The following is a 26,162-nucleotide window of genomic DNA, read 5'->3' as shown; positions in this document are numbered from 1 at the left end:
TCTGCCTTGTCCCGCCTCGCGGCCGGGTGTTGTTGTCATTCTGCCGCGAACAGCGGCTGATCGAGATCATCATCGGCCAGCGCCATGGCCAGCTGTACCACGGGCCGCGCCGGGCTGTCTGCCATACCGACGGCTACCTGTTGCGCTTCGCCAGCGGGCGTGTCGTCCAGGCCATTGCCGCGCGGCAACAGGTCGTCGGCCCCCGGCAACAGGTCGTCGCCCTCCCCGGCCATCTCGGCCCGCAACGCCTCGATCGCCTCGGAGACGCCCTCGAACAGCGCGCCGGTCTCGTCCACGCGCGGCTGACCCAGCTGTGCCAGGGCACCCAGCAGGTAGGCCGCCTTGCGGATCGGGGCGCTGTCATCGGCATCGACCCCCGCCTGCCGCGCGATCCAGTCCTCGAAGGCGGTCTGTGACAGGACACGTTCCGCGATGTCACGGCTGTTGGCGTCCTCCTCGACCTGCGGGAAGCGGTCCACGCTCGGGGTTTCCGCCGGGGGATTGCCCCACAGCATCATCTGCATGAACACCTCGGTGGTGTTGCCCAGCTGCATGTCGAACACGTTGCGCGAGGCATTGTGGTAGACATAGATCCCCTGCCCCGGGATGTTCGCCAGCGTGCCCGCCATGGGGCCGCGCGGCACGATGCCAAAGTACTTGTCGTCGAAGGTCACGACCCCGCGCGACACGATGGCGATTTCCTCGGTGTTGGCGGTCCAGAAGCCACCCGTCCCCACGGCAAAGCCCGTGCGGTTCTGGATGTTGATGCCATGCGTGCGCCAGTTCAGCGCCGAAATGACCGAGGCCTGGAGGTTGATGTTGTCCTCCCACATCAGGCCAATGCCGTCCGCGGCCTCCATCCACAGCGTGTGCGTGACGATCAGGTCGACGGATTCCGACGCGGTGTTGTCCAGAATACGGCCATCCAGCGCGCGCAGCGTGACATCCGAGGTGCCCTCGATCCGGTCGATCAGGATGTCGCCGGTATAAAGGCCCGGAACGTCCAGAACCGGTGGCACCATGGCAGTCGTCACCTCGATGGTGACGCTGTCGGCACGCACCAGCGTCCCTGCGTCCTGCATGACGAACCCGCCCTCGGTGATCACGACGGACAGGCTGTCCACCGCCTCGACCAGGGTGTTGTCCGTCATGTGGAACGTGCCGCTCAGCAACCGGGCGTCCAGGTCGGCGCCCGCGCTCATCCGCGTGTCGTCACGCAGCAGGACATCGCCGTCACACAGGGTCAGCGCCAGCAGCGCCCCCGCCGTCATCGCGGCGCCGTCCAGCATCAGCAGGTCACCCAGGCACAGCGTCGCGTCCAAGTCGCGGCCCGCCACCATCAGCGCGTCATTGGACAGGGTGACATCGCCCACCGTGACGGTCAGCGACAGGTCACGGCCAGTGCCGATCTCGGCGCGGTCCTGCATCCACAGGTCGCCCAGTGTCAGGTGCACCGTGGCATCGTTCAGCGCCGTCACCAGCGCATCGTCGAACATGTCCAAGCGGCCTTCGCTCTGCGTCACGGCCAGGTCATGACCCGTGCTGATCTCGGCCCGGTCCTGCATCCACAGGTCGCCCAGCATCAGGGTCAGTGCCGCGTCGTTGCCCGCCGTCAAGAGCGCGTCGTCCAGCAGGTCGACACGGCCCAGGTCCAGCGTCACCGCCAGGTCACGGGCTGCGTCCATCGCGGCTTCGTTCTGCATCCACAGGTTGCCGGTCAGGATCGTCACGTCCACGTCACCAAGGTCGGTGCGCAGGCTCGAGAAGTCCTCGATCCGCACCTCGCCGGTGTCAACGGTCAGGCGCACGTCTCCGGTGGCCGAGGCCACGGTGGCGCGATCCACCAGGAAGACGCCCGCGTTCGTCACGGTGGCGTCGACACCCGCTGCCCCGGCAAGGTCGGTGATGCCCTGCGCGTACAGCCCGTCGCGGGCGTGCAGGTTCAGCATGCCATCCGCAGTCCCCTGCGTGCGGTCGTTGAGGCGCATCACCCCGGCGTCCAGCCGCAGTTCCGCATCACGGCCCGCATGCAGCGTCGTGGCGCCACGGGTCGTCATGTCCCCCAGGGCCGAGGCAATGCGCAGGAAGCGGCCAGCCGTCCCGGTCGTCTCGCCCGAGGTGGTGATGTTGCCCGCCGCCAGGTCCGCCGTCAGGTCACCGGAGGTGGCGGTCATCTTCGTCGTACCCGACACCGCCAGGTTGCCCGTACCGCCCATGCGCAGCGCCACGTCGGTGGCGGCTTGCAGCGTGGTGCGGTTGGCAAAGGTCACGTTGCCGGTTTCCAGCGCCATGGTCACGGCCCCGGTGGTGGCGGTCACGGTCGAGGTCCCGGACAGGTTCACCCGGCCATTGGCGCCATGCAGGTCCACGTCCACGCTGGCACCGGTGATCCGCGTCGTGCCCACGGCGGTCAACGCGCCGTTCTGGCTGCTGACGCTGACCGGCCCCTGCGCCGAGGTGATGGTGGTGGTGCCATCCAGCAGGGTCGAGCCCTGGTTCAGCACCATCGCCACGCCCCGGTCGGCGCTGATGGTCGTCGTCCCGGTCGAGGTCAGCCCGCCCGAGACGGTGCTTTCCAGGTGCACGATGCCATGGGTTGAGGTGATCGAGGTCACGCCCGAGGTGTTGATCAACCCGGTCTGCGTGATCACGATGTCCTGGTCGGCCAGCATCGTCGTGGTCCCGGCGATGCGGACATCCCCGGTGACATTGGCCGCGATCCCGCCACCGGACGTCCAGCGCGACCCGCCCTGTGCCATCAGGTTGCCCTGCGACACGGTGGCGGTCGTCTGCCCGCCCGATGCGATCTGCGCCCCGGCACCGACCGTCAGGTCTCCCAGTGCCACGGTCATGTCCAGCGTGCTTCCCGCCGTGACCTTTGCCGCCGGGACGATGAGCAACGCGTCGCCCGTGGTCAGGGCAAAGCCCTGCCCGGTTGTCACGTCATGCAGCGCCAGCGCGTCACGGTCATTGATCTGCGCCTTGCCCCCCGCGACCAATGTCAGGTCAGCGAAGTCGTTGCCGTTCAGAAGCGTGATATCGCCACCCGCGCGCAGCGTGGTCATGGCACCCGCCGTGTCGGCAGTGATCACTGTGCCCGCCAGCTGCACCATGTCGCCCGCCGTGGCCGTCAGGGCCAGCGTATCGCCTGCCTTCACAGTGCCGACGGTCAGCGCCGTCGCGCCAACAGTGCCCGCCACCGTCACGGCGGCGGCGTTCTCCGCCTCCAGCCGGTCGATGCGCGCATTGCCATGCGCCACGGTCACGCCGATGTCGGAATGCTGGGCCTGGCTCAGCACCGCGTCCACCTGCACCGTCTGCGCATCACGCCCGGTGATGCGGACCCATGCGCCGTCGCTGTTGGTTTTCAGCGTCCCGATGCTCATGGCGTCGATATCCACCGCACCGGAGGCAAAACGCGTACCGATGCGGTTCACGTCGACCGAGGCCAGCCGCCCGCCGGTGACGGCGAGGTTCTCGTTCCCGTCGCCTTCGGCCAGCGAGCCATCCAGCAGCGCCCCCGAGGCCGAGGCCAGCGTCATGTCGCCGCCGTTTGCCTCGAAGCGCGACACGGTCATGTCGTAGAAGCTGTCGACCGTCAGGCTCCCGCCCGTGGTCTTCAGCACCTTGCCGTCGGTCTGGGTCAGCGACCCCAGGTCGACCGAGACCATGCCGCGCAGCGCGGTCTGGTTACCGGTGAGCGACAGGTTGCCCGCCGTCACGTCCAGCTCAAGCTCGCCGGTGATCGACACGTCGCCCAGCGACAGACCGCGCGTGGATTGCAGGTAGACGCCATCCGCGCCGCCGGTGATCCCGTCGAGCTTCGCAATCGCGATATCCAGGTCGCCCGGATTCGTGCCATCCGCCAGCGGCGTCTTCACGCCCACCGCGCGAGCGTTCAGCACCAGCGAGGCGGTTTCCCGCAGGCCGGTGATGTTCGCCCCCTCGGTGGCGGTGCCGTCGAGGATGCGCCCGTTGGTGCCCGCGTTCAGCGTGATCCGCCCTTCGGTGGTAACCAGCGACGACAGAGTCATGTCGCCCGTGGTGGTCAAGGTCAGGTCGGTATCAGCGGTCATCGTGGTGCCGTCCAGCTGCGACAGACCGCCCGCCGCGACCGAAATCGCCAGCGTGCGCGCCGACACGGCATCGGTCACGGACAGGTTGCCGCTCTCGACCAGCATGTCGAACCGGTTGCCGTCCGAAGACGCCTTGCGTAGTTCCAGCGCCCCGCCGTGCCCGTTCGCCGCGATATAGGCATCGTCGGCGGCAAGGGCCTGCGTGATCCGCGCGGCGGTCAGGCCAAAGCGGTTGGTGCTGGTACCGATGGTCTTGGCGGTCAGGCTGACCTGCCCGTCGGTGACCAGTCCCGGCGTGGTGCCATCCGTCAGCGCCCCGCCCGCCGTCAGGGTCACAGCCGGGACAGTCGCCCCACCGATGGCCTGCACCTGCGTCAGGGTGATGTCGTCATCCGCCGTGATCGTCACGCGGCCCTTGGTGATCAGCGTGGCCGCGCCCGTCATCCGGACGGAGCCGTCCCAGGCTTCCAGCCGCGCGGTCTGCGCCGCCAGAGCCCCCGTCAGCAACAGGTCGCCCGCATCGGCGTCGATGCGCAGCGCGCCGCCGGCGGTGGCCGACTGGACCATGCCGCCGGTCAGCAGCGTCAGGTTCGCGTCACCCGTTGTGGTCACGTTGGCCAAGGTGCCGGTCTGCACCTCGACCCGGCCCGCCGTGGTGTTCGCGCCGATGGACTTTGCCGAAATGCTCACGGTGCCCGCCGCATCCTGCGTGCGCAGGATCGCTGTTTCGCGGTCGTCCGAGCCATCCGTCACCGCGCCCGCCGCGTTCAGGCGGATATCGCCCGTCAGGCTGACCAGCGAGGACAGCGCCATGTTGCCCTTCTGCACCGCGTCACCCGGCAACAGGTCGCCCGCCGCCAGCACGATGTCGTTGGTCACCGTCAGGCGTGCCACCGAGGTCTGAGACAGGTTGCCGTCCGTCACGCCCATGTCCAGCCTGCCGACCGTTACCCGGCCGTCCAGCGTCAGGTTGCCCGACTGCTGGACAAAGCGCGCGATGCCCGCCGTGTCCATGTCCACCAGCGTGGTTTCCCCGCGCGAGATCACATTGATGGTCCGGTCCGCAGTCCCCGCACCGGGGGTGTACAGCGAGGCAATGCGCGTCACGTCCAGCGACAGCGCCTCGGCGTCAAGGTCGCCGCCGATCCGCGCCGCCTCGATGGTCAGCGCGCCGCCGGTCGAGGTGATCGCCGGGGCGGCGCCCGTGCCACCGCTGACGCGGTTGGCCGCCGTCAGGGTCACATCGCCCGCCGTGGTGCGCAGGTCGGTCAGGGCGATGTCATGCCCGGTCACGATGCTCACCGCGCCGGTCGAGGACAGCCGCGCGCCCGATTGCTGCACGAAGTCTCCCGTGCCGCCGTTCTGCGCCAGGTCGATCACCGCCGACGCCACCGACACCGTCCCCGCCTGCTGAAGCGTCCCATGCGCCACCAGCGTCAGCGCGCCGGAAATCGCACCGCTTTCCAGCGTCACGAGGCCGGTTCCCAGCGATTCCACCGAGGCCTGCCCGGCATTGACCGAGGTCGTCGTCACGGCCATGCGGCTGGCGTCGATATCCAGGTCACCCGCGCCGACCGTACCCGCGCTTTGCGCGTTGATCGTCACCAGGCCCGAGGTCGTCAGGTTCGCTGTCTCCGCGCTGGACACGTCGCGCACGCGGCCCGACGCGGCATTCAGCGCGATGGTCGCGCCGCCCTGAGCGATGACGCGGGTCAGGTCCAGCCCCTCGTCCGCGCTCAGCGACACCGCGCCGCCCGAGGTCAGCGTCACGCCGTCCATCATGGCCAGCTTGGCCGCAGCCATCGCCGCGGTGACCGTCGCCGCCATCAGGTCGGACTTCAGCGTCATGTCGACATTGGTCGACGACAGGCGCAGCGCTCCGCTGACGCCCATGGCGCCCGCTTCGCCCTTCAGGTCGAACGCGCCTGCGCTCGCGCCACTGCGTTGCAGGAAGGACAGGTCGGCAGACAGCGCCTCGCGCCCGAACTGGACGGAGCCCGCGCTGCCGTCATTCGTGACTTCCGCGATCACCTCGGCGCCGACAGCACCGATGGTGCCACCGATGCGCCAGATGATGTCATGCGCCGAGAGGTTCACGTCACCCGCCGTGCGCGGCAGCGCGATCACGTTGTGATCGGTGACCAGCGTGATGGACTTGCCCGCCCCGGCCTCGATGGTAGCGAGGTAGATGTCGCCGTCCGACTGCACGATGACATTGCCATCGGTCACCAGCCGCGCATCCGGGGCCATGACGAAATCGCCCACGGACGACAGCGTCAGGTCGCCTGAGGTGGTCAGCGAGGACAGCTTGTCCGCCTTCACATGGATCAGACCCGCCGCATCGGCGGCGAACGGCCCGGTGGTGTCGTTCACGAAGGCAAAGGTCAGGTCGCCCGTGGCCGCGCGCAGGTCCAGCGCGCCGGTGGTCATCACGATGTTGGGCCGCGTGGAGGCGTAGCCATCCACGATGGTCCCGGCGTTCGAATGCACCGTGACGTCGCCGCTGTTGGCGACGATCTGGCCAAGGGTCACGTCGTTCTCGGCCACGATCCGCACCGATCCGGTGGTTGCCGTGATCACGAAACCCGCCATGTCGAAATCGTTGACGGAAACGTATTCGTAAGACGCCGCTGTGATGTCGCCCGTCAGGGTGAAGTTGCCGATGGCGTCGAACGCGCCGCCCACGTCCGAGGCGCCAAGGTACAGTTTGCCGCCCGCTTCGACACGGCCCGTGCCACCCGCCGTGACGGAGGTCGTCAGCACGCCTGCGGCCCGCAGGTCGAGGTTGCCGGTCGCCGTCGCGGTGACGGTGCCACCAAAGCGGTTCAACGGCGCGTCGTTGATATCGCGCCCGTTCATCGACAGGTCACCGCCATTGGCCTGCAAATTCGCGCCGCCGGTGGTGATGATCGCCGTGCCCGCCTCTTGCAGCAGCGACTGGCCCGAGGTCAGCGCCAGCGCGCCGCCCGTGGTCAGTCTGCCAAGGCGCTGCGTGGTGGTGGTGTTGACCGTCAGGTCGCCGCCCGCCTGCGCGGTGATGACACCCGTCAGCGCGTTTGCCGCGCCAAGGGTGATCGCACCGCCGGCCGTCAGGCCAAGCGCACCGCCGACCGTCAGGGGTCCGGACTGGCTGATCCCGGTCCCGGCCTGTGCCGTCAGCGCGTTGGTCACCGCCAGCGTTCCGAACTGCATCGCGCCCGAGGCCGTCAGCGCGGCCGCGCCGATGGCGCCATCCGCAGACAGGTCTCCGGCAGCGGTCAGCGTCACGTTTCGCGCGTTCAGCAGCGTCACCATGCCGCCAAAGCTGTTGGCGGCATTGCCGAGGGTCACGGCATCCGTGCCCCGCGTGGTGATCCGCGACGTCCCCGCCACGGCAAGCGCGGCAGTCTGCGTCACGTCCCCGCCCGCGACGGCGGTCAGCGCGCCACTCAGGCCAAGGCGTGCAAAGGCCATCGCTCCGCTGTCGGTCACGGTCAGGTTCCGCGCCGTGACATCCAGCGCGCCCAGAATGTTGCCCGCGTTGGTCAGGCTGACATCGCCGGTGGCGGTCAGGGTCACGGTCCCGGCGACGTTGACCAGCGCCGCGCCAGACAGGCCGCCGACATTGGCCACCATCCGCGCCGCCGACAGCGTGCCGAGGCTCAGCGCCCCGCCCGCCGTCACGTTCAGGTCACCCGACACGCTCGCCGTCAGGGAAAGGTCGTTCACGTCGCGCAGGGTCAGCGCTGCCGCCCCCGCCGTGGTCACGGCCCCGAAATCGTTGCCCGCATGGTTCAGCTTGATGGCCTTGCCTGCGCCCGCGGCCAGCGTCGCCAGCCCGGCGGCACGGATCGCGCCCGTCTGGGTCAGCGTACCCGCCGAGGTCAGGCTCAGCGTGCCATCCACCGAGGCCCCGGCGATCACCAGGTCATTGATGTTGCTCAGGATCACGTTGCCGGTCGCGGTCAGCGTCACCGCGCCGGTCAGGCGCAGTTGGTCACGCAGCGTGATCGACCCGCCAGAGAGGATCGACGCGCCCGCAACGCTCAGCCCCGCCGCGGACTGTTGCAGCGCACCGGTCCCGGCATTGGCCGTCAGGCCGCCAGCGACGCTCATCGCGCCCAGGGTGATGCCCTGTGCCGACAGCATCGCATTGCCGGTGACGACCGTCGTCCCGGTCAGGGTCAGCGCCCCGGTGGTGGCCAGCGACAGCGCCTTGCCCACCCCCTGGGTCGAACCCGAGACCGACAGCGCGCCGGTGGCATTCAGCGTGATCGCCCCTGCATTGGTCAGCGTCACCCGCCCGGCAAAGCTGTTGGCCGCGTGGGTCAGCGACACGTCGCCGCCGCCCGCGAGGATCGTCGTGGTGGCCGCGGCAGTCACGCGCCCCGTGCCCGACACGCCCGCCGCAGAGCGCAGCACCAGCGCGCCCGACGCATTGACCGTCCCCAGCACCAGCGCGGTGGTATCGTTCACCGTGACCGTCGTGCCCGTCACGGACACCACGCCGCCAAGGCTGTTGGCATCGGCATTCAGCGTCACCGCCGCGCCGGTCACGGTCACGTCACCGCCGACCGACAGCACGCCCGAGGTCACGTCGCCCAAGGCGTTGACCGTCAGCCCGCCGCTCAGCGTCAGCGCACCCAGCGACAGCGCGTTGCTGTCTGCCAGCGTGACAGACCCCGCCCGCGTGATCGTCAACAGCCCGCCAAAATCATTGCCCGCATTGGCAAATTCGACCGAGGACCCCGCCCCTGCCGTCAGCGTGGTGGCACCTGCAACAACCGCCGCGCCGGTGCCGGTGATCGACGTATCCGCTGTGACGCTCAGGCCACCGGTCAGCGTCAGCGTGCCAAAGGTCAGAGCGTTGATGTCGTTGATCACCAGCGAGCCCGCGTTGACGCTCACCGCGCCCTGGAAGTCGTGGTCGGCGGTCAGTTCCACTGCTTGCCCCAGCGCCGTAATATCCGTGGTCCCGGCGACCACCCAGCCGCCCGCGTTGAACACGCGCCCGGTGGCATTGATCGTCAGGGTGCCACGCACGTCGGCCTCGACCAGGTGCAGCGCACCCGAGGCGCGCAGCGTCACGTCATCCGCCAGCCTCACCGTCACGGACCCGCCAAAGCGGTTCGCCGCATTGCCCAGCGTGATGTCGGACGGCGTGGCAACGCCATCGTTCAGCACGGTATCGCCGCTGACGGTCAGCGTGCCGGACTGGGTCAGAGACCCGCCCGCGTTGACATGCAGCGCGCCGGTCAGGGTCGAAGCGCCGAGGTCCAGAGCGTTCACGTCATTCAGTGTCGCGTCCGAGGTATCGCTCACCGCCACGGTGCCAAAGTCGTTGGCACCCGCCAGCACCACAGTGCCGCCATTGGCATCGAACGCCGCCGTTCCCGTCGCGGTCACGACGGTCGCGGAGCGCTGGGAGATCCCCGCGCCGGTCACGCTCAGGCCCTGCGTAGTCAGGTCCAGGAGCGTCGCCGCCTCGTCGCTGTCCACCGTCAGCTGGCCGGTCACCGAGCCGCCCAGGGCGATGGTATTGGTGTCATGCAGCACTGCCGACCCGGCATTCAGGGTCACGTCACCGCCAAAGTCGTTCTCGGCATGGGTCAGGGACACGGCCCCGGAGGCCGTCAGGTTGGTCGTCCCTGCCACGCGCACCGCGCCGCCTGCGCCCGTGATGGTGGACCCTCCGCTGGCAGTCAAGCTGCTGCCCGACACCGTGCCCAGCGTCATTGCACCTGTCGAGGTCAGCGCCAGTGTGCCGCCCGTGGACAGGCCCGCGCCCGTGCCGACGGTCAGCGAAGACGCCGACCCAAGCACCGCGTTGCGCGTCACTGCGCCGTTCACCGACAGGGAGCCCGACATGGTCAAGGTCAGGTCCTCGGCGCGCTCGACGGTCACGCCGCCGGTCAGGCTGCCGCCATTGTCGAGCGTGATGTTGTGGCCCGTGCCTGCCGACAGGACCACCGGTCCCGTCACGCTGGCCACGCCGCTGTCGGTCACGTCACCCGCCGCACGCAGGGTCGCGCCACCGGTCACGCTCAGCGTGCCGAGGTCGATGTTGCCCGCATCGGTCGTGCCGCTCAGCCCACCGGCGGAACCCGCCAGCGCCAGCGTGTTCACGTCGCGCAGCGTCGCCGTGCCCGTCGCCGCCAGCGTCACCGCGCCGCCAAAGTCGTTCGCACCGGTCAGCGTCACCGCGCCCGAGGAGGTCAGGCGCGTCGTGCCCGCCACCATCACCGGTCCACTGCCGGAGATCGTGGAACCACCCGACACGAGGCTCGCCGCCGACAGCGCACCAAGGCCAAGCGTGCCGCTGGCCACCACGTCCGCAGCCCCGGTCACCGTGCCGCTGACGCTCAGCGCGTTGGTGTCGCGCAGCGTCAGCGCGCCGACATTGCCCACGACCACGGACCCGGCATCGAAGCTGCCGCTTGTCCCCAGCGTCACCGCAGAGGCCCCCGTCACGCGCATCTCGCCCGTCACCGTCAGAGTGCCCGAGGACGTGAAGGCCCCCGGAGCCGCCACACTCAGGCGGCCAAGGGACCAGCTGTCGCCCGTCGCCAGGCCAAGGGCGTTCACCGCCGTGATATCCGCGCCCACGGCCTGCAAGGACCGCACGCGCCCGTTTGCATCCAGCAGGGACAGGTCGACCTGCTGGCCCGCCCGCACCTGTGCGATGTTCGCCGCGTTGACCCGGAGGGGCTGCGCATCGCTGCCGATGCTGCCGCCCGCGACCATCGTCACCGCGCCGCCGGCGGTGAAGGTGCCGCCGTTCAGGTTGCCGTTCGTTGCCGTCACCGACAGCGCGCCTCCCGTGGTCACGGTGCCCAGCACCGCCGACCCCTGTGCCGAAACGGTCACGGTCTGTGCCGACAGCACGCTGCCCGCTGCCGCCTGTACGTCGCCCGTCGAAGACGTCACCGACAGGGTCCCGCTGCCCGACCGGACGGCCAGGTTCGCGCCATTGCCCAGCGTCACGGTCCCCGTGCCGCTGATGGTCAGGCTGGTGTTCGCCGACAGCGCGCCGTTCACCGTCACCGGACCCGCGCCCGTGATGGAGATATTGCCGGTGGCATATAGCCCTTCGACCACGAATTCGATGCTTGAATCGGTGCTCGAGAAGGTCACGCCAGAGTTGTACTTGCCCGAGACGGTATAGACCTTGCGAAGCACGTTGCCCTGCGCGTCGCGGATGATCCGCAGGTCGGGATCGCTGGAAGTGACCACCTTCGCCGTGGTCTGCACGTCCCAGCCAATCGAGGCGATGCCCGTCGCCGCCGACATTGTGCCCGCGAATTCGAGGCCGGTCAGCGCCGCGACCGCCGCAACCGTCTCGGCTGCGCCACGGTTCACCTGGTCGTAATCCGCGATGGCGGTAAAGCGCGCCGCGATCACGTCGACGCTGGCGGGATAGTTGGCCTCCAGCGTGGTGCGGTCCGAAGCCGAGGTCGTCAGGCGCCCGTAACGCGTGTCGGAGGGCGAATCCACCAGGACCTCGCGCACGACACCGCTGGTACGGATCATCACCGCGCCTGCCGTGCCCACGTCGATCTTGTCGATCAGCACGCCGCCACGTCCTTCGAACAGGGGGCTTTCCTGCGGGATAGCGTTCTGGCCGGTCAGCGCCAGCCGCGCCGCCACCAGTGCCGCCTCGCCCGGGAAGACCCCGTCGTCGCCCGCGTGCACCGTCAGGCTGTTGCTGGCCGCGTCGGTCGCGATCGACACGTCGCGCAACAGCAGCGAGCCATTGGCGGCCACGTAGACCTTGCCGTCATTCAGCGCGCCGGAGAACTCCAGCCGCCCGGCGTTGGAAATGTCGATCACCTGGCCCGTCGCGACCTTTGTGATGGCCAGGTCGGCCACGTCCACGTCGGTGTTCACCCGGATCTCGCCCGTCGAGCGCGCCACCAGTGTTCCGCCGGTCAGCACTGCGCTGCCGACGATGGCCGAGTCCGTGCCCGTCGCGGTCAGGGCCACGCGGCCCGTGGCGTCGATCGAAACCCGGTCGAGGTCGATATCCTGCGCCGCGCTCAGCGTGACATGGCCATTCGACCCCTGCACGCTGGAGGCGTCGATGGTCACGGTTCCATAGACGGTTGCGCCCAGGTCCAGCGTGATCCGGCTCTGGTACAGATCCTCCTGGACAAGGGCCAAGTATTGCGCGCTGGCCTTCTGACCGGCGTTGCGCAGCTCTGTCGCGGCCAGCTGGCTGCCAGAGACGGTCAGGACGGTGGGCTTGGACACGCCGTTGTCCGTATGGGTGAAACCCGACACGGCGATGCCGCCCATGGCCCGCGTGCCCAGCTCGGTGCGGTTCAGGGTCAGGGTGATGTTTCCGTTCGTCGCCGCCTCGGCGTCCAGCCCGGTCAGCGCGTCGATCTGCCCGGCGAGCGAGGCCCAGGTGCCGCTGATCGTCTGGTTGATGATGCTACCTGCGGCGGTCGGCCAATCCAGCCTCAGCGAGAAAGTTCCCGTCTGCGTCGCGGGGGCCTGCAACACCATGGTGGTCGCCTGCCCGTTCAGGCGGGCGGTGACGTCGATGCCGCTGCGACCCATGACGGTCGGCGGAGTGGCGTTGCCATTGCTGTCGACCACGGCGATATCCGTGCCCAGCACCACCGTGCCGGTGCTGTCGACACTGATCCGCTTCAGCGTGCCAAGGCCGTCGGCATTGTTCGCCGCGACCTTGATCGACTCCGACAGCAGCGTCCCGAAGGGCGCCGCGTCAAACACGTACCAGGTCTGGCCACTGGCCACGAATTCCTCGACCACGAAAGCGGTCTGCGGCACGTAGACCGCGTAGGCCGTGCCATCGGCATCGGTCGGCGGGGCGGCTTCGATCAGGGTCTGGCTGCCCGTTGTCACGAGACGCCGCGCGCTGGTCTCGGTCACGCGGTTGCGGCTTTGCAGGTCGGAGCCGTCCGCCGTCAGCGTCATCTGCCCGATGGCCGCGCCGCTGGCCGTGCGGGTGACGCCCGCAAGCGTGATGTCGCGGCCGGAGGTCAGCGTGATCTCGGTCGCACCGGTGCTGGACCCGCCGATCACCAGGCTGCCGGTGGTGCGGATATCCTTGTCGGAAGTGACACGGATCACCTCGGCGGCATAGGTCTGCGCCGTGGACAGAACATAGGTGTCGCCGCTGTCGAAGGTCACGGTGTTCTGTGCGTCGAACCGGCTGTCCGCCGGGGTGACCAATGTGCCCGAGGCCACCAGCGTCAGGTTGCCCACCACACCACCGTTGACCACGGAACCACCCGACAGCGCGCTGAGCCCGCTGAGCCCCGCCAGCTGGCCGGTAAGGCCAAGCGCGCTGCGTGCCGTCGCGTCGAGGAAAATCAGGTCGCCGCCGCTTGCCATAACGGAAACCGAGGCGGAGTCCTGCCGTGCACCGATCACACCGACCCGCATGGCGGCGGTGGTCGACAGGGTCACGTCGCCCGCATCGGCGCGCAGGCCGCGCACGTCGAACACGCTGTGTCCCTGCGTGCCGCGCTGCGCGATGTCGATCCCGCCAGAGGTCGTGATGGCCTGTTCCAGAACCTCGGCATCCATCACCACGCCGGTGATGCCGGTCGCGGCGGTCAGGGCCACACTTGCCCCGGTGGACCGCGCTGCCTTCAGCTGGGTATCCGTGCCATTGCCGCGGATCGCGCCGCCCGTGGATATGATCTCCAGGTCCGGCCCGGTGATCGTGACGTTGTCCAGTTGGCGCACGTAGACGCCGCCGGTGATGTCCACGCCACCGCCGCTGATCGCCTGCGAGGTCAGTGCCGCGAGGTCGATGCTCTTCGCCGCCGTCAGCTGCACGGAACCGCCAGTGTTCACCAGCCGCTCGACCGCCAGGTCACGGGTGCCGGTGGTCGCCAGGTCCAACCGCCGCGCGGTGGAATGGCCCGCTGCCAGGTTCGCCATCAACCGCGCATCCAGCACCGCGATGTCGAGCCCCTCCAGCGTGACGCTTGCGGTCGCCCGCAGCGCCAGCCGGTTGGCCAGCACATCGGTGGTTACGGACCCGTTCAGCCCGGTGATGCCACCGGTTGCGCTGACCGTGACGTCGCCACCGCGGATCGTGCCAAGCGAGATCGCGTGCGAAGTCGCCGTGCCGCCCAGCGTTTGCAGCACCAGCGCCTTGTCGCCCGAGCCACCCGCCGTCACGGCATGGGCCACCAGCGCGCCGCCTGCCGCAACGCTCACGTCGCCCGCAGCGCTCAGGCTGGTGATCTCCAGCCCGTCGAGGTCCTCGAGACTAATGACGCCCGTGGTGCTGGTCGCAAGGGCCAGCGTGTCCACGTCAAAGGCAAATGCGCCCGTGGCCGAGCGGATGTCGCCGGTGGCCTTCAGGGTCATGTTCGCAGCACTGACCAGTCGGCCGTCGGACAGGATCGCGCCCGCCTTTGCGTCCAATGTCAGCATGTTCGCCGCGTTAACAACCGCATGATCCATCCGGATCGCGCCGCCCGAGCTGATGGTGATGTTGCCATTCGTCAGATGCGTCGCGGTCAGGTCGCTGTTCACGGCCAGCACCACGTCGCGCCCCGCGCCCGAGGTCAGCGTGATCGGACCAGAGGTCGTCACGCTGCCTGCCATCTCGACCTGCTGGCCGCTGGTCAAGGCGGCAGAGCCCGCCGTCAGCGTGCCATCCATGGTCAGCGTCTTGGCGGCGTTCACGGTCAGTGCACCGTCGATCGTGGCCGTCGAGGCCACGTCAAAGATCGCCTTGCCCTGCGTCGTGACGCTCAGTGCTCCTGCGTTGATCTCGGACGCGCTGTCGACCTTGCCGTTCGTCAGCGACAGGTCACGCAGGCCGAAATCGCCGCCCGCCGTGACCGTCACCGCGCTGGTCGTGATCACCGGATCACCGTTTTCGTCCACCGTGCTGCCGATCTTGCCCGAAACGACCGTCTTGCCGCCCGACGCGATGGTGATCGTGCCCGCCGACACCGAGGTGCCGTCATAGGGCTTCACGTTCAGCGAAGAGGCATCGTCAAGGTAGGTCACGTCGCGGTAGACCGTCTCGGTCACGGCGCGTTCTTCGTAGACGGTCTTCGTCGCGGTCTCCGACACCTTGGTGGTGGCGGTCTTCTTCACCATGTTGGGCTGGTTGTCGTAGATCACGACGGGCGCGGATTCCGCCTTGTAGGACAGGTTGGTCCGCTTGTCCGAGATGTTCGTGTAGATCGATTCCCAGTGGTAGACGTAGTTGCGGTATTCTTCCTCGTACTGGCCGTTCACGATCCGCCAGTCGGCGGCGAAATTGGACGCCTGCCCGGCATAGGTGCCCGACCCGTAAGCGTTCTCACTGCGCGTGCCGCTGGCGCTCAGGCCGTTGATCCAGCTTGCATCCGAACGGTAACGGACCGTGGTATCAACCCGGTAATTGACGTGGTTCGACGCCGCGCTGACCGTCGATCCACTGACCGAGCCCGAGTAATACTCGTTCACGCTCACCGAACCCCAGTGGTCAGAGATGTGGTCATCGCCGCCGCGCGCGCCACTGTCCTCTTCCCAGATCTCGTAACGGTAGTTCATGTAGCTGAAGGCCGAAGCTGCCAGCTCCGGTGTCGTGTAGGTCTGGAAGCCCGAGTACTGCTCGACGCCCGCCGTCCACGACTGGTGCCATTCGTACCCGTTGTAGCCAAACCAGCCCTTCAGGTATTCCTCGTCATTGCCGGATTCGTTGTCATGGCCATAGTGCCAGCCGGTGGTGTTCCATGTTGACTGCACGGTGCGGCGCTCGATCTCTGTGCCCGCCGCACTGGTATAGACGCCGTCGGTCGGGCCTCCCACGCGGGCCAGCGTGCGCATCAGCGTGTAATAGTTGCCGCTCACGCCCTGCGTCTTGATGCCCAGCGTGTCGGTCTGGAGCGAGGAGGTCGCATTGGTGAACTGGTTGGCCGAACCCCAAACCGACGCATAGTTCAGCGAGGCTTCACTGCGGTTGTTGATCACGAAGACGCGCTTCTGCCCGTCGCGGATCGACAGGTTGAACTCCAGCCCCTTGCCGTCGTCATCCGACAGGTAATAGTCGGTACTCATCTCGTGGCGGTTGCCCGTCAGGATCGAGGACGCCTGGTTATAGTTGACGTTGGCCTCGTCGTAGTACTTGCCCACGGTCACGTCCGACGTCACCGGCTTGCCGGTGCTGACGACCTTGGAGATGTCATCCTCCGCACCCACCGGGATGGTGATCCACTTGTCCAGCAGGCCATCGACCTGGATGTTCACCGTCTCCTTCGGCGTGCCGCCCGTCATCCAGCCCGGGGTCCAGGAGGTGGTCGCGACCGCGCCGTTCTCCTTGCGGACCTGCTGACCGGAACCGGTGGTGTAGACGAAATCGTAATGCCGCTTGTAACCCAGTTGGTTCAGCACGCGCGTTTTCTGGTCGTCGGTCAACTCGTTCCAGACCGCGTTGGTATTGGGTGCCTGCACCGAACCCGCTGCGCCCGGGACGCCCCAGTCGATCACCGGGGCAGAGCTGTTCTCGGACCCCAGCGACGAGCTGCTGTTGCGGTAATCCACACCGTGGATGAAGTACTGCAACACCTGCGTGCCGTTCGAATAGCCGTTCTGGCGCAGCTCGAAGGCAAAGGTGTGGTTCGTCGTGCCGACGGGGATGGAATTGTACCCTTCCTGCACGAAGAAGGTGGTTTCGACGAACTTTACCACCTCGATGTCAACGGTGCCCACGGCGACCTGCGTGTAGCCGGTGATCACCTCTTCGGCCACGCGCTCGGACCGGGTGATGGCAAACTCCACGTCGTAGCCGGTCGAGGAGGTCGAGCCGGAGTCGACGATCACATCGCCGCCCGCGCGCATCTGCACGTCGCCTTCCGATTCCACCGTGCCCGCGCCCAAGACGTAGATCGACCCGCCGGTCAGCACCGGGGTAAAGCCGGGCGTGCGCAGTTGCGCAGGGGTGAGAGACGCGAGGTCGACACCGGCGCGCAGCACCAGCGTATCGGTGGCGCCGGGGTCCTGCGTCTGCACCGCGCCCAGAACGACGATCTGCGAGGATGCATCCAGCCAGAGGGCCGAGGCCGCCTCGACCGCGCCCGCGACGCTGATCGTCGTGGCCAGCAGGTGCGCCGTGCCATCGGACTGGATCGCGCCGCTGGTGCCGCCACTGGTGGCCGAAGCCACGCTGATCCCGCCGCGCGCCTTGATTTGCACCAGGCCATCGTCGTCGTCGGCCTTCATCTTGCCGTTTTCCATGACCGAGACGTCCTGCGCCTCCACCAGCAGGTTGGCGCCGGCGATGATGTCGTCGGTGACGTGGATCTGTGCCGCGTCCAGGCCGGTCAGGGTGATCGTTTCCGGCAGGCCCTCGCCCGAGGTCTCGCCGATCTTGCCGCCCAGCCGCAACGTGCCGCCGCCCTTGATCGAGACGGTGCCATTCTCGGCCATCGTGTCGATGACCGACCCCGAGACGCGCTGGTTGCCCGCGTCGTAAACCGCCTTCTCGGTCTCGACCGAGTAGGCCAGCGGGTCAGAGATGCCGCCGTAGATATCCACCGCCGTATGCGCCCGCAGGAAGCCGGCCAGCAGCACGCGCCGCTGCACGTCGACGTCCACCACGCCGCCTGCCTGGTCGGCGTAGATCTGGCCGTTCAGAACCACGTCGCGCTGGCCGGTGACGGTGATCGTGCCCGAGGCATCGGCCGCGACGTTCTCGACCACCACCTGGCTGGCCGCGTCCACGTAAAGTCCCGCGCCCTGTACCACGCCACCCGTGCGCAGCATCGACGCCGCGCCGCCGTTCAGCGTGACATTGCCGGTAGCAAAGACCGACCCGCCGCGCACAGTGCCGCCCTGATCGGTGCCACCCAGCCGCAGGCTGTCGGTCGCCGTCAGCTTCACCGAGGCATTGTCCGCCGAGGCCACGAGGCTTTGGGCGCCATTGTGGTCCTGCACCGCCGCGCCGGCGTGCAAGGTGCCCATGACGGTCATGGTCTTGGCCGACAGGTCAATGGTCGACCCCGCAGCAGAGGTGCCGAGCAATACGCCCTCTTCGACGCGGAAATCACCGTTCAGGTCGGCGCTGATCTGATCGCGCGCGTTGACCGTCGCGCCCCGGTTCGAGTTCACATCACCCAGCACGACGCTGGCACCGGCAAAGGCCACGGTCTGCGCCTTCAGCACGGCATCCACCACCGTCAGGCGGTTGCCAGCCGTCAAGGCGAGGTCGCCCGCCGCCGTCAGGTTCGTACCGATATCCAGTGCGTTGTCCGCCGTGATGCGCACCTCCGCGTCGGACCCGCTGGCAAATGTGCTTGTGATCACACCCTGCACGTCGACATTCGCGCCCCGGATCGACAGGTCGCCCGCCGCGAGGATGCGCCCGAAATCGCGGGTCAGCACCACGTCGCCATGCGCCGAATCCACGGAAATCGTCTGGTCGTCCCGTGTCGTCTCGATCGTGCCGTTGAGGTAGATCTCCTGATCGCCCGCCAGGTTGATCGCGCCACCCGCCTGCAACACGCGCAGCCGCGCGGTGGTGTCGATATCCAGCGCCCGCGCCGCCGTGCCCCCCGTCAGGGTGATGGTGCGCGAGGCTTCGACCAAGCCTTGCAGGTGCAGGGTGCCCTGCGCCGACAGGGTCACGTCGCGGTCGACGCCATGGGCGATGATGTCGCCCTCGATCAGGCTGTACTGCCCCAGCGCAAAGCTGATGTCGCCATCCACGGTTTCCAGCACACCGGTGGCATCCAGGCGGATGCCGCCATCCAGCGAGGCCGGATCGGTAAAGCTGTTGATCGCTGCATAGGCGCGGATCTTGCCCGCGATGTACAGCTCGCCATTCGGCCCGGTGGCCGAACCGAGGTTGATCACGCTGCCCTGCGCCGCCGCATCCAGCGCATAGCGCTGACCCGACACCAGTTCCGCCGCGCCGTCAAACGTCACGCCCAGCAAGTCCGCATTCACGTTGCGGGCGTCGGCCTTCACCTTGATCTCGTAGGGCGAGACGAACGCGAGCCGCCCGTCGCGCATGATCACGTCGAGGTCAGGCACGGAGTCGGTGCTGTTCGGAGACGCCGCCTTCACCCCGGCGATGCCGGTGTAGGTGGTTCCCAGCGCCGGCGTCACGCCCGGCGCGTCGGTCTGGATCACCTCCCAGACCGCCGTGTCCCAGGCCGCGCGGATATCGCCCTGAAGGTCGGTGATCGAGGTATTCCCCGCCGTGACGCTCAGCGGCAGGGACAGAACCGTCTCCACGGTGAACCCAAGCCGGTCGTATTGCATCACCACGGACACGTCCTGCCCCAGCGTGCCGTTCACGCTGACCGGCCAGCCGCCGAGGTCGAGCATGTTCACCCAGGCGGGGGCGAGGATCTTCACGTCGCCCTTGCCCGCGAGGTTGATGACGGAATTCTCGCGCGTGGTCGTCACCGCCACGGACCCGTACAGCACCAGCCCGGTGCCGTCGTACTGGCGCTCGTCGTCGCCCGCCACCGGCGTCCGGTTGTCGATGCCGCCGATCACGTCGATGCGCTTGCCCGCCGTGATGTCGGTGCCCAGGACGACCTGCCGGTCGGCCTCGATCAGGATCACGGAATCCACGTCATAGGCATCCAGGGTCCGGCCCTGGTACTTGCCCGCCACGGTGTCGCGTTTCTCGATCACCCGGCCACCGGACAAGAGCAAGCCGTAGACGTCCACGTCCCCCGCGCCCTTCAGCGAGATCGACCCGTCGACATAGGACCCGCCCGCCGTGCGCGACCGCGTGCCATCGGCCGCGTAATCCCAGGTGCCCTCGACCACGATTTCCGAGGCCGCGTTGACCACCAGCCCGGTGCCCGTCACCGCGTCGGCGCCACCGATGGCATCCACCGCGCGGCTTGCCCGCACGTAGCCGCCCGCATCGACGATGCGCCCGTCCTCGGTCTTGACCAGGCCGCCAAAGATCACCCGGCTGTCGGACCGCACCAAAACGTCGCTTTCGCGCCCGGTCCAGGCGACATACTTGTCCACCAGGAAGGTCTCGGTCGAGCCATCCGGCTGGACACGGTCCTCGTAGGTCTGCACCAGCCGCCCGCCAGAGATGATGTTGCCCAGCAGTTCCGCCCGGCCCGTCGAGTTGATCGTGATCACCGACCCCGCGCCATTGGCGCCAAGGCCCCCGGCGGTCAGGCCACCGGCGCTGTTGATGTACAGCGACAACGGGTTCTCGAAATCCGAGGACAGCGCGGAATACATCTTCTCGCCATCCCAATGGTCATCCGCACCCGCGATCCCGCCCGTGACGGTGATGTCGCCGCTGGTCAGGATGCCCTTGCCGATCAGCAGCTGCTGCCCGGCCTCCAGGTCGACCGAAGCGCCGCCGTTGCCCTGCGCATCCAGGGTAAAGACCACGCCGTTCTCGGTGGACCGGCCACCCGCGATCAGTGTGCCAAAGATGTCGACGTCCTGCGCGCCCTTCGCGGCGATGGAGGACCCCGCCGCGTTTGTCTGGATCCACGCCAGGTGGTCAAGGTACACGGACGAGCCGCGCGTATCGGCGCTGGTGCCGCTGTGCGCCTCGCCGGTCAGGGTCAGGCCGCCGAGCATCGTCACGGCGCGGTCGGTGGTGACCTTGCCATCAACATAGAGGAATTCATCGGAATGCAGGGTCACGTCGGCCCCCGCCGCCGGGGCGGTGACATAGCCGGTGACGATCACCTCCTGCGCCGCCGACAGCACCACGGGCCGCGCCGAAAGGCTGACCATGTCGCCCGACATCCACAGGCCGTAGCCGCCGGTATGCTCGGCAATGTAGCTCAGTTCGTTCGTCACCCCGATCAGTTCCAGCGTCGAGGTCTTGCCGAAGATCGAGTACTTCGCCTGGTAATCCGGGTTCTCGACGTTGCCCGCAAGCTTCGGCATGCCGTAGACCAGCCCGTCATAACGCTGGTTGCCGCCAGCGAATTCCATGGCACCTGCACCGGCGATCGACCCCGCCAGCAGCATCTCGGCCCCGGCGGTGACCTTCACGTCAGCCCCGCTGGCCAGCGTCACCAGTTGCTGGATCGTCTGCGACGGGTCGGCCGGGTTCGGCACGGTGACGTAATCCGTGCCTGCCAGCAGCGCCGAGCCCTTGTTGATCGACACGAGGTCATCCGAGGACAGGTCCATCGAGGAATTCGCCCCGGTCGACTGGATCACGCCGCCTTCGAGCAGGAACAGCGGCCCGCCCGCGTCCACCGTCATGACCGACCCGGTGCCGTTCAGCAGGACGCTCGCGCCCACCTCGACCGCCGCGGCAGTCGTTATGTCGATGGTACTGTTGTCACCCGTGGTCTCGATCACGGAACCCACGTCCATGGTCAGGCTCAGATGCCCGGCCTGGTGCAGGTAGATCGGCGTCAGGTAGGCATCGGTGCGGACCGAGGGGTCCTGCTGCGAGGTCACGTCGATATCGACGCTGCGCGTGCCGCGCACCCAGCCCCCGACCGAGATCTGCTCCTCGGCGGTGATCTTCACATCCATGCCCGACACGCCGGAATCCCGCGCACCCATCAGGTCCTGGATGTTCTGCGAATTGATGCGCAAGAGGCGGGTCTGAAGCTCGACCAGGTCGGCGGGGGCGGTCACGTCGCCCATCACCGTCATCACGTCGGACAACAGGCGAGTGTCGTCGCGCAGACTGGCGTTCTCGGACCCGGCAGGGCGGGCCACCGGCCCGGCATTGTCCGGCATCTTGACGAATTCGGCGTCCTTCAGGTCGCCGATCAGCATCGTGTTGCCCACGTCGCGCCGCCCGATGACGATCTGCGCGAAGCCGTCCTTGATCGCGGCAATATCGCGCGAGCCCATGAACAACCCGCGCTCGGGCTTCGACTGGTCGTCGCCCGGTTCGCCGTCCGCCACCGTATCACGGTTGGCGCGCGCGATTTCAACGCCGCGGATATCCTCGGCGGCGGTGCCCAGCACGGTGTGCCACACGTCGCGTTGCGAACGCAGCGTCAACCCGCCGGTGCCGACAATCCGGTTCGCACCCGAGCTGAAATCCATGTCGTCGGCGTTGAACTCAATCTGCGCGTCAGACTTGTGCGCCAGCACGTGGCCCGAAGCCAGCGTCAGCAGTGCGTTCGTGCCGGACAGGTCGATCACCAGGTCGCCGTTGGCCACCTCGATCGCCACGTCGGCGCGGATGTTGGCGCGGTTCTTGCGCAGGATGTCCCGCCATTCCGCAGCCGCCGCCCCGGCGCGCGTGACCCAGGTCGCGCCGCTCTCCCAGTCGTCCTCGGCGGGGGTCGCCTCGATCTGCAACCCGGCATTTTCGTACCGGTCGAGCACCTTCTCCTCGATCAGGGTCAGGTCGTCATCCTCGCGGATCGCCACGTCCCCCGTCCCGGTGGAGGATGTCGCAAGCGTCATCTCCTTCACGCGGGTGTGGATCGGCGTGTCCTTGGTGCCGATGGCGTCGCGCGCCTTGATCATCAGGTAGCCATCTTCGGCGGCAATGGTCACGCCCGCCGCATTGGTCACGCTGCCATCGGCGGCGGTGACACGCATCCAGCTGGCGCCATCCGTGCCCGCCGCCAAGTCGGCCGAGGACGACACGTTCGCATTGATCCGGATCGAGGCATTGTCGCCCACCACCCGCAGGTCCATCGCGCCGCTGTTCAGCAGCGTCACGTCATGCGCGATGGTCAGGGTGGTTTCCTGTTCGAGGATCACGCCCTGCGCCATCAGCGCAGAGAACTGCGTGATGGTGTGGGCAATCGCCCGCAGCTCGGTCGCGCCAAGGTCGATGACGGTCTGCCCGTCCAGCGCGACAAAGCCCACGTTGCCACCAAAGGACCGCACGGCGGTGTCCTCGGTGCGCGCGCCCTTGCCGGTCAGGGTCAACCGGTCGACGTCGCCGCTGGTATAGCGGATCTGTTCGCGCCCGTTGGAGATTACGCCATTGCCCAGCCGGATCGCGTCCGCCTGCGTGCGCGCCGCCGTCTGTTCGAGGATGATCTCGTCGAAGTCGCTGCCGGTTTCCACGATGCGGAAGGTGCCCGTATCGCCCTGCGCCGAGGCACGGCCCATGCGGAAGTTGTAATCGTCCTCGCCACCCGTATCGGTGACGACCGTCTCCCACGCCGGGAAGGCGGTAGTGTAGAGCGTATCGGCAAAGCCCGACAGGGTAATGCGGTCCACGGTCAGGCGCGACACGCGCACCTCCCCGTCGGACCCGTTGTCCGTCACCGTCACGCCCGACTTGGTGATGGTCGCGGTCACGCCATTCGCCATGCCCGAGAAGTCGAGGCCCGTGCTTTCATCCCGGTCATCCTGGATGCGATCATTGCCATAGGCCTCGGCAAAGGCGTAGGTATCCGCCCCCGCGCCGCCCGCCAGCCGGTCGTCGCCCTCGCCGCCCTGCAACCAGTCGTTGCCCGCAAGGCCGGTGATCCGGTCATTGCCCGCGTCACCGTAGATCGAGTCGTCGCCAAAGCCGCCCGCCAGGACGTCGTCGCCTTCGCCGCCATGGATGGCAAAGCCGTCCGACTGCGCCGTCGTGGTCACGAAATCACCCGGAGTGTATTCGCCCGCGACCCCCTTCTCGGTGGAAGGGGTGAACTCACCTCTCTCGTATTGCCCGACCCTGATGGTGTCCTTGCCCGCGCCCCCGCGCAGCTCGCCGCCACCGGTGTTGACCAGCAGCGTGTCCTTGCCCGCGCCGCCGTCGATGTCGAAGGTCACCCCCGACAGGCGCGTCGCGTCCATCGAGTCATCGCCCTCGCCGAAGTTCGCCACGACCTTCCGCACGCCGCTGAAGGACTGGTACCAGTTGTCCCACTCGACGTTCACCGTGCCGCCCGACCCCGACAGGATCACGCTTTCGCCCGCATCGGTGGTGCCGAAGTACTTGCGCATCTGGGCGCGCGTGCCGAAGTTCAGGTACAGCGTGTCGCCCTGTTTCTCGGCCAGCACCGGCTGGACGCGCGGTGCCTCGAAGGTGGTTTCGAACAGGCGCAGGCGGAACAGGTCCTGGTCGTACAGGGTGATCGTCTTCACCCAAAGGTCCAGCTCCACGAAGGCGCCCAGCACCAGGTCCGCGTGCAGCGACAGGTTGAACAGGTTCAGCGGGTTGGGCGTGCTGCTCTGGTAGTTGAGCATCGTCCAGATTTCCGAACCCCGGATGCGGCCATCGCTGATCCAGGTGGTCTGCGACGGGATCACGTAGCCCCAGTCGTCCTTCACCAGCAGCGGGCGCGCGATGTCCTGCACGTCCAGCCCGGCGCCGAATTCGACGCGGCCCTTGCCGCCGCCCGCGATGGGGCCGACGTTCACGCCCAGCTTGAGCCCGATCCAGGCATCGAGGGTGAATTCGTCCTTCTCGACACCACCGGTGCCCGCGACGATGGACCCGTTGCGGAACTCCGGCAGGGTCCAGTCGGCAAGGAAGAAGCCGTCCAGCGCATCCAGCGGGTCCTCGGATTCCAGCGCCTTGCGGATGCCGTAGGTGTCATAGCCGAACGCCAGGTCGGCCTCGGCCGAGACCCCGCCAAAGGCGGAGATCTTGAAGTTGATCAGCCCCGGGATGATCGGGATCACGCCCAGCAGAGCCTCGAATTCCGCGCGTGCCTCGAGCAGCGGCAATTCGTAGGTGAACAGGATCGCGTCGCCGCCCGACAGGATCGACATCCAGTTGTCGAGGTCCTTGAGGTATTCGAAGGTCTTGAACCCCGAACGCGGCGTGGACGATGTGCCCTTCTTCACGGTCGTGCCGGAGGAAGACGAGGAGGACGAGCCCGAAGACGCCGCCTCCATCGCGCGCAGTTTCGCGTCCAGCGCGGCGCTGTCGCCGGTGTTGCCCGTGGCCGCCGTGCCGGTCAGCACGCCCGATCCCAGCCCGGCAATGTCGCCCAGCAGGATTTCGCCCGTGTCGCCCCAGCCGCGAATGGTATCGGGCAGGTCGTGCACGTAGACGATGGCCTTGAAGAACGCCTCGGGGATCTGCGGCTTGCCCTTCAGCTTCAACATGCCGTTGACGAAGCCCAGGGGCGAGGGCGTGATGCCCACGTTTTTCAGGAAGTCCAGCTCGCTCAGCTCGGTGATCATGAACTTGGCAAAGTCGTAGATCGGGTCGACGGCGTCCGACACGTCCTCGGTCAGCGGCAGCAGGAAGTCATTGACAAAGCTGCCCACGTCGACGCGCAGCCGCTCCAGCGAGATATCCGGCGCGCGCAGCTTCTGGCCGATCTGCCAGTCCCAATCCATCACGAGGTTGGCACGCAGCTTCGGCAGGGCGATGGACCCGCCCGCATCCACCGACAGGGTCAGTTGCAGGTCGACGTCGCTGTCCACCTCGAAGGCGATGCCAAAGGACTGGCTGAAGGATTGCGACAGCAGTTTCGACGCGGAGAGGCGGCCACGGCCGTCGCCCTTGACGTCGATCCCCAGCGTGGCCTGTGCACCCGAGGCCTCGCCGTTCGGCTTGGCGTCCACCACCTCGGCGTCGAAGAACAGCAACGACCCGGTGGCGGTGAAGGGCGTGTCCTCGTCGTCGCCACGCAGGCGGGCCGAGGCCTCGACCCGGATTTCGGGCGCGCTGCCGGTCTCGTCGTCCTGCGTGACCAGGTAGAACCCGTCGGAAACCGAGATGCCGAAACCGAATTCCCAGGTCCAGCCCGCCTCGAACTGGAAGCCGCCGTCGATATCCATCGAGAAGCCCGGCAGGTCGAAGTCGAGCGGGATGTCAAAGCCCGTGGACAGCAGGTCCTGACCCAGCTCCATCTCGATCTGCAACGCATCGGCGTTCTCAGGCGGCAGGTCGCCCGCCGCCCAGTTGCCCAGCTTCACCCCGGCGCGATCATACCAGCCGACTGCGATATCCTCGATGTTGACCGTGCCGTCATTGTTCATGTCGCGCACGATGTTCAGCCCGTCGACGCCGAACAGTGACCACAGCGAGTTGCGCACGATGCCGGTGGTGCCGCCTTCGGAGGACAGCTTTGCTCGCAGGTCACCCAGGAAGCCCACGCGCACGTCCTGCACGAAGTTGCCCGCCTGTCCCAGCTTGTCCCCGATCAGCGGGATGTCACGGCTGATTTCATCCTGCAGCGTGTCCTGCACCATCCCCAGCGCGAAATCGACACCATCCAGCAGGCGGCTCGGGTCGTTGATCATGCC

General features: G+C 67.7%; 1 protein-coding gene (only partly in view). It reads right to left on the bottom strand.

All coding sequences use genetic code 11. From position 1 onward, the window contains the following. Window positions 1–35 precede the first annotated feature (35 nt). A protein-coding gene (locus ACP16H_RS18695; RefSeq protein WP_425073765.1) for a hypothetical protein crosses the window boundary here: on the bottom strand, window positions 36–26,162 show its 3' portion. 21,960 nt of this gene lie beyond the right edge of the window; only the last 26,127 of its 48,087 coding nucleotides appear in the window; its start codon lies off the right edge, out of view — the gene reads right to left on this strand; it ends in the stop codon at window positions 36–38.

Source organism: Sagittula sp. S175, assembly GCF_049800975.1.
Classification (GTDB): domain Bacteria; phylum Pseudomonadota; class Alphaproteobacteria; order Rhodobacterales; family Rhodobacteraceae; genus Sagittula.
Note: the sequence above shows the minus strand (reverse complement) of the source record. Positions and strands in the feature narration are given on the sequence as shown.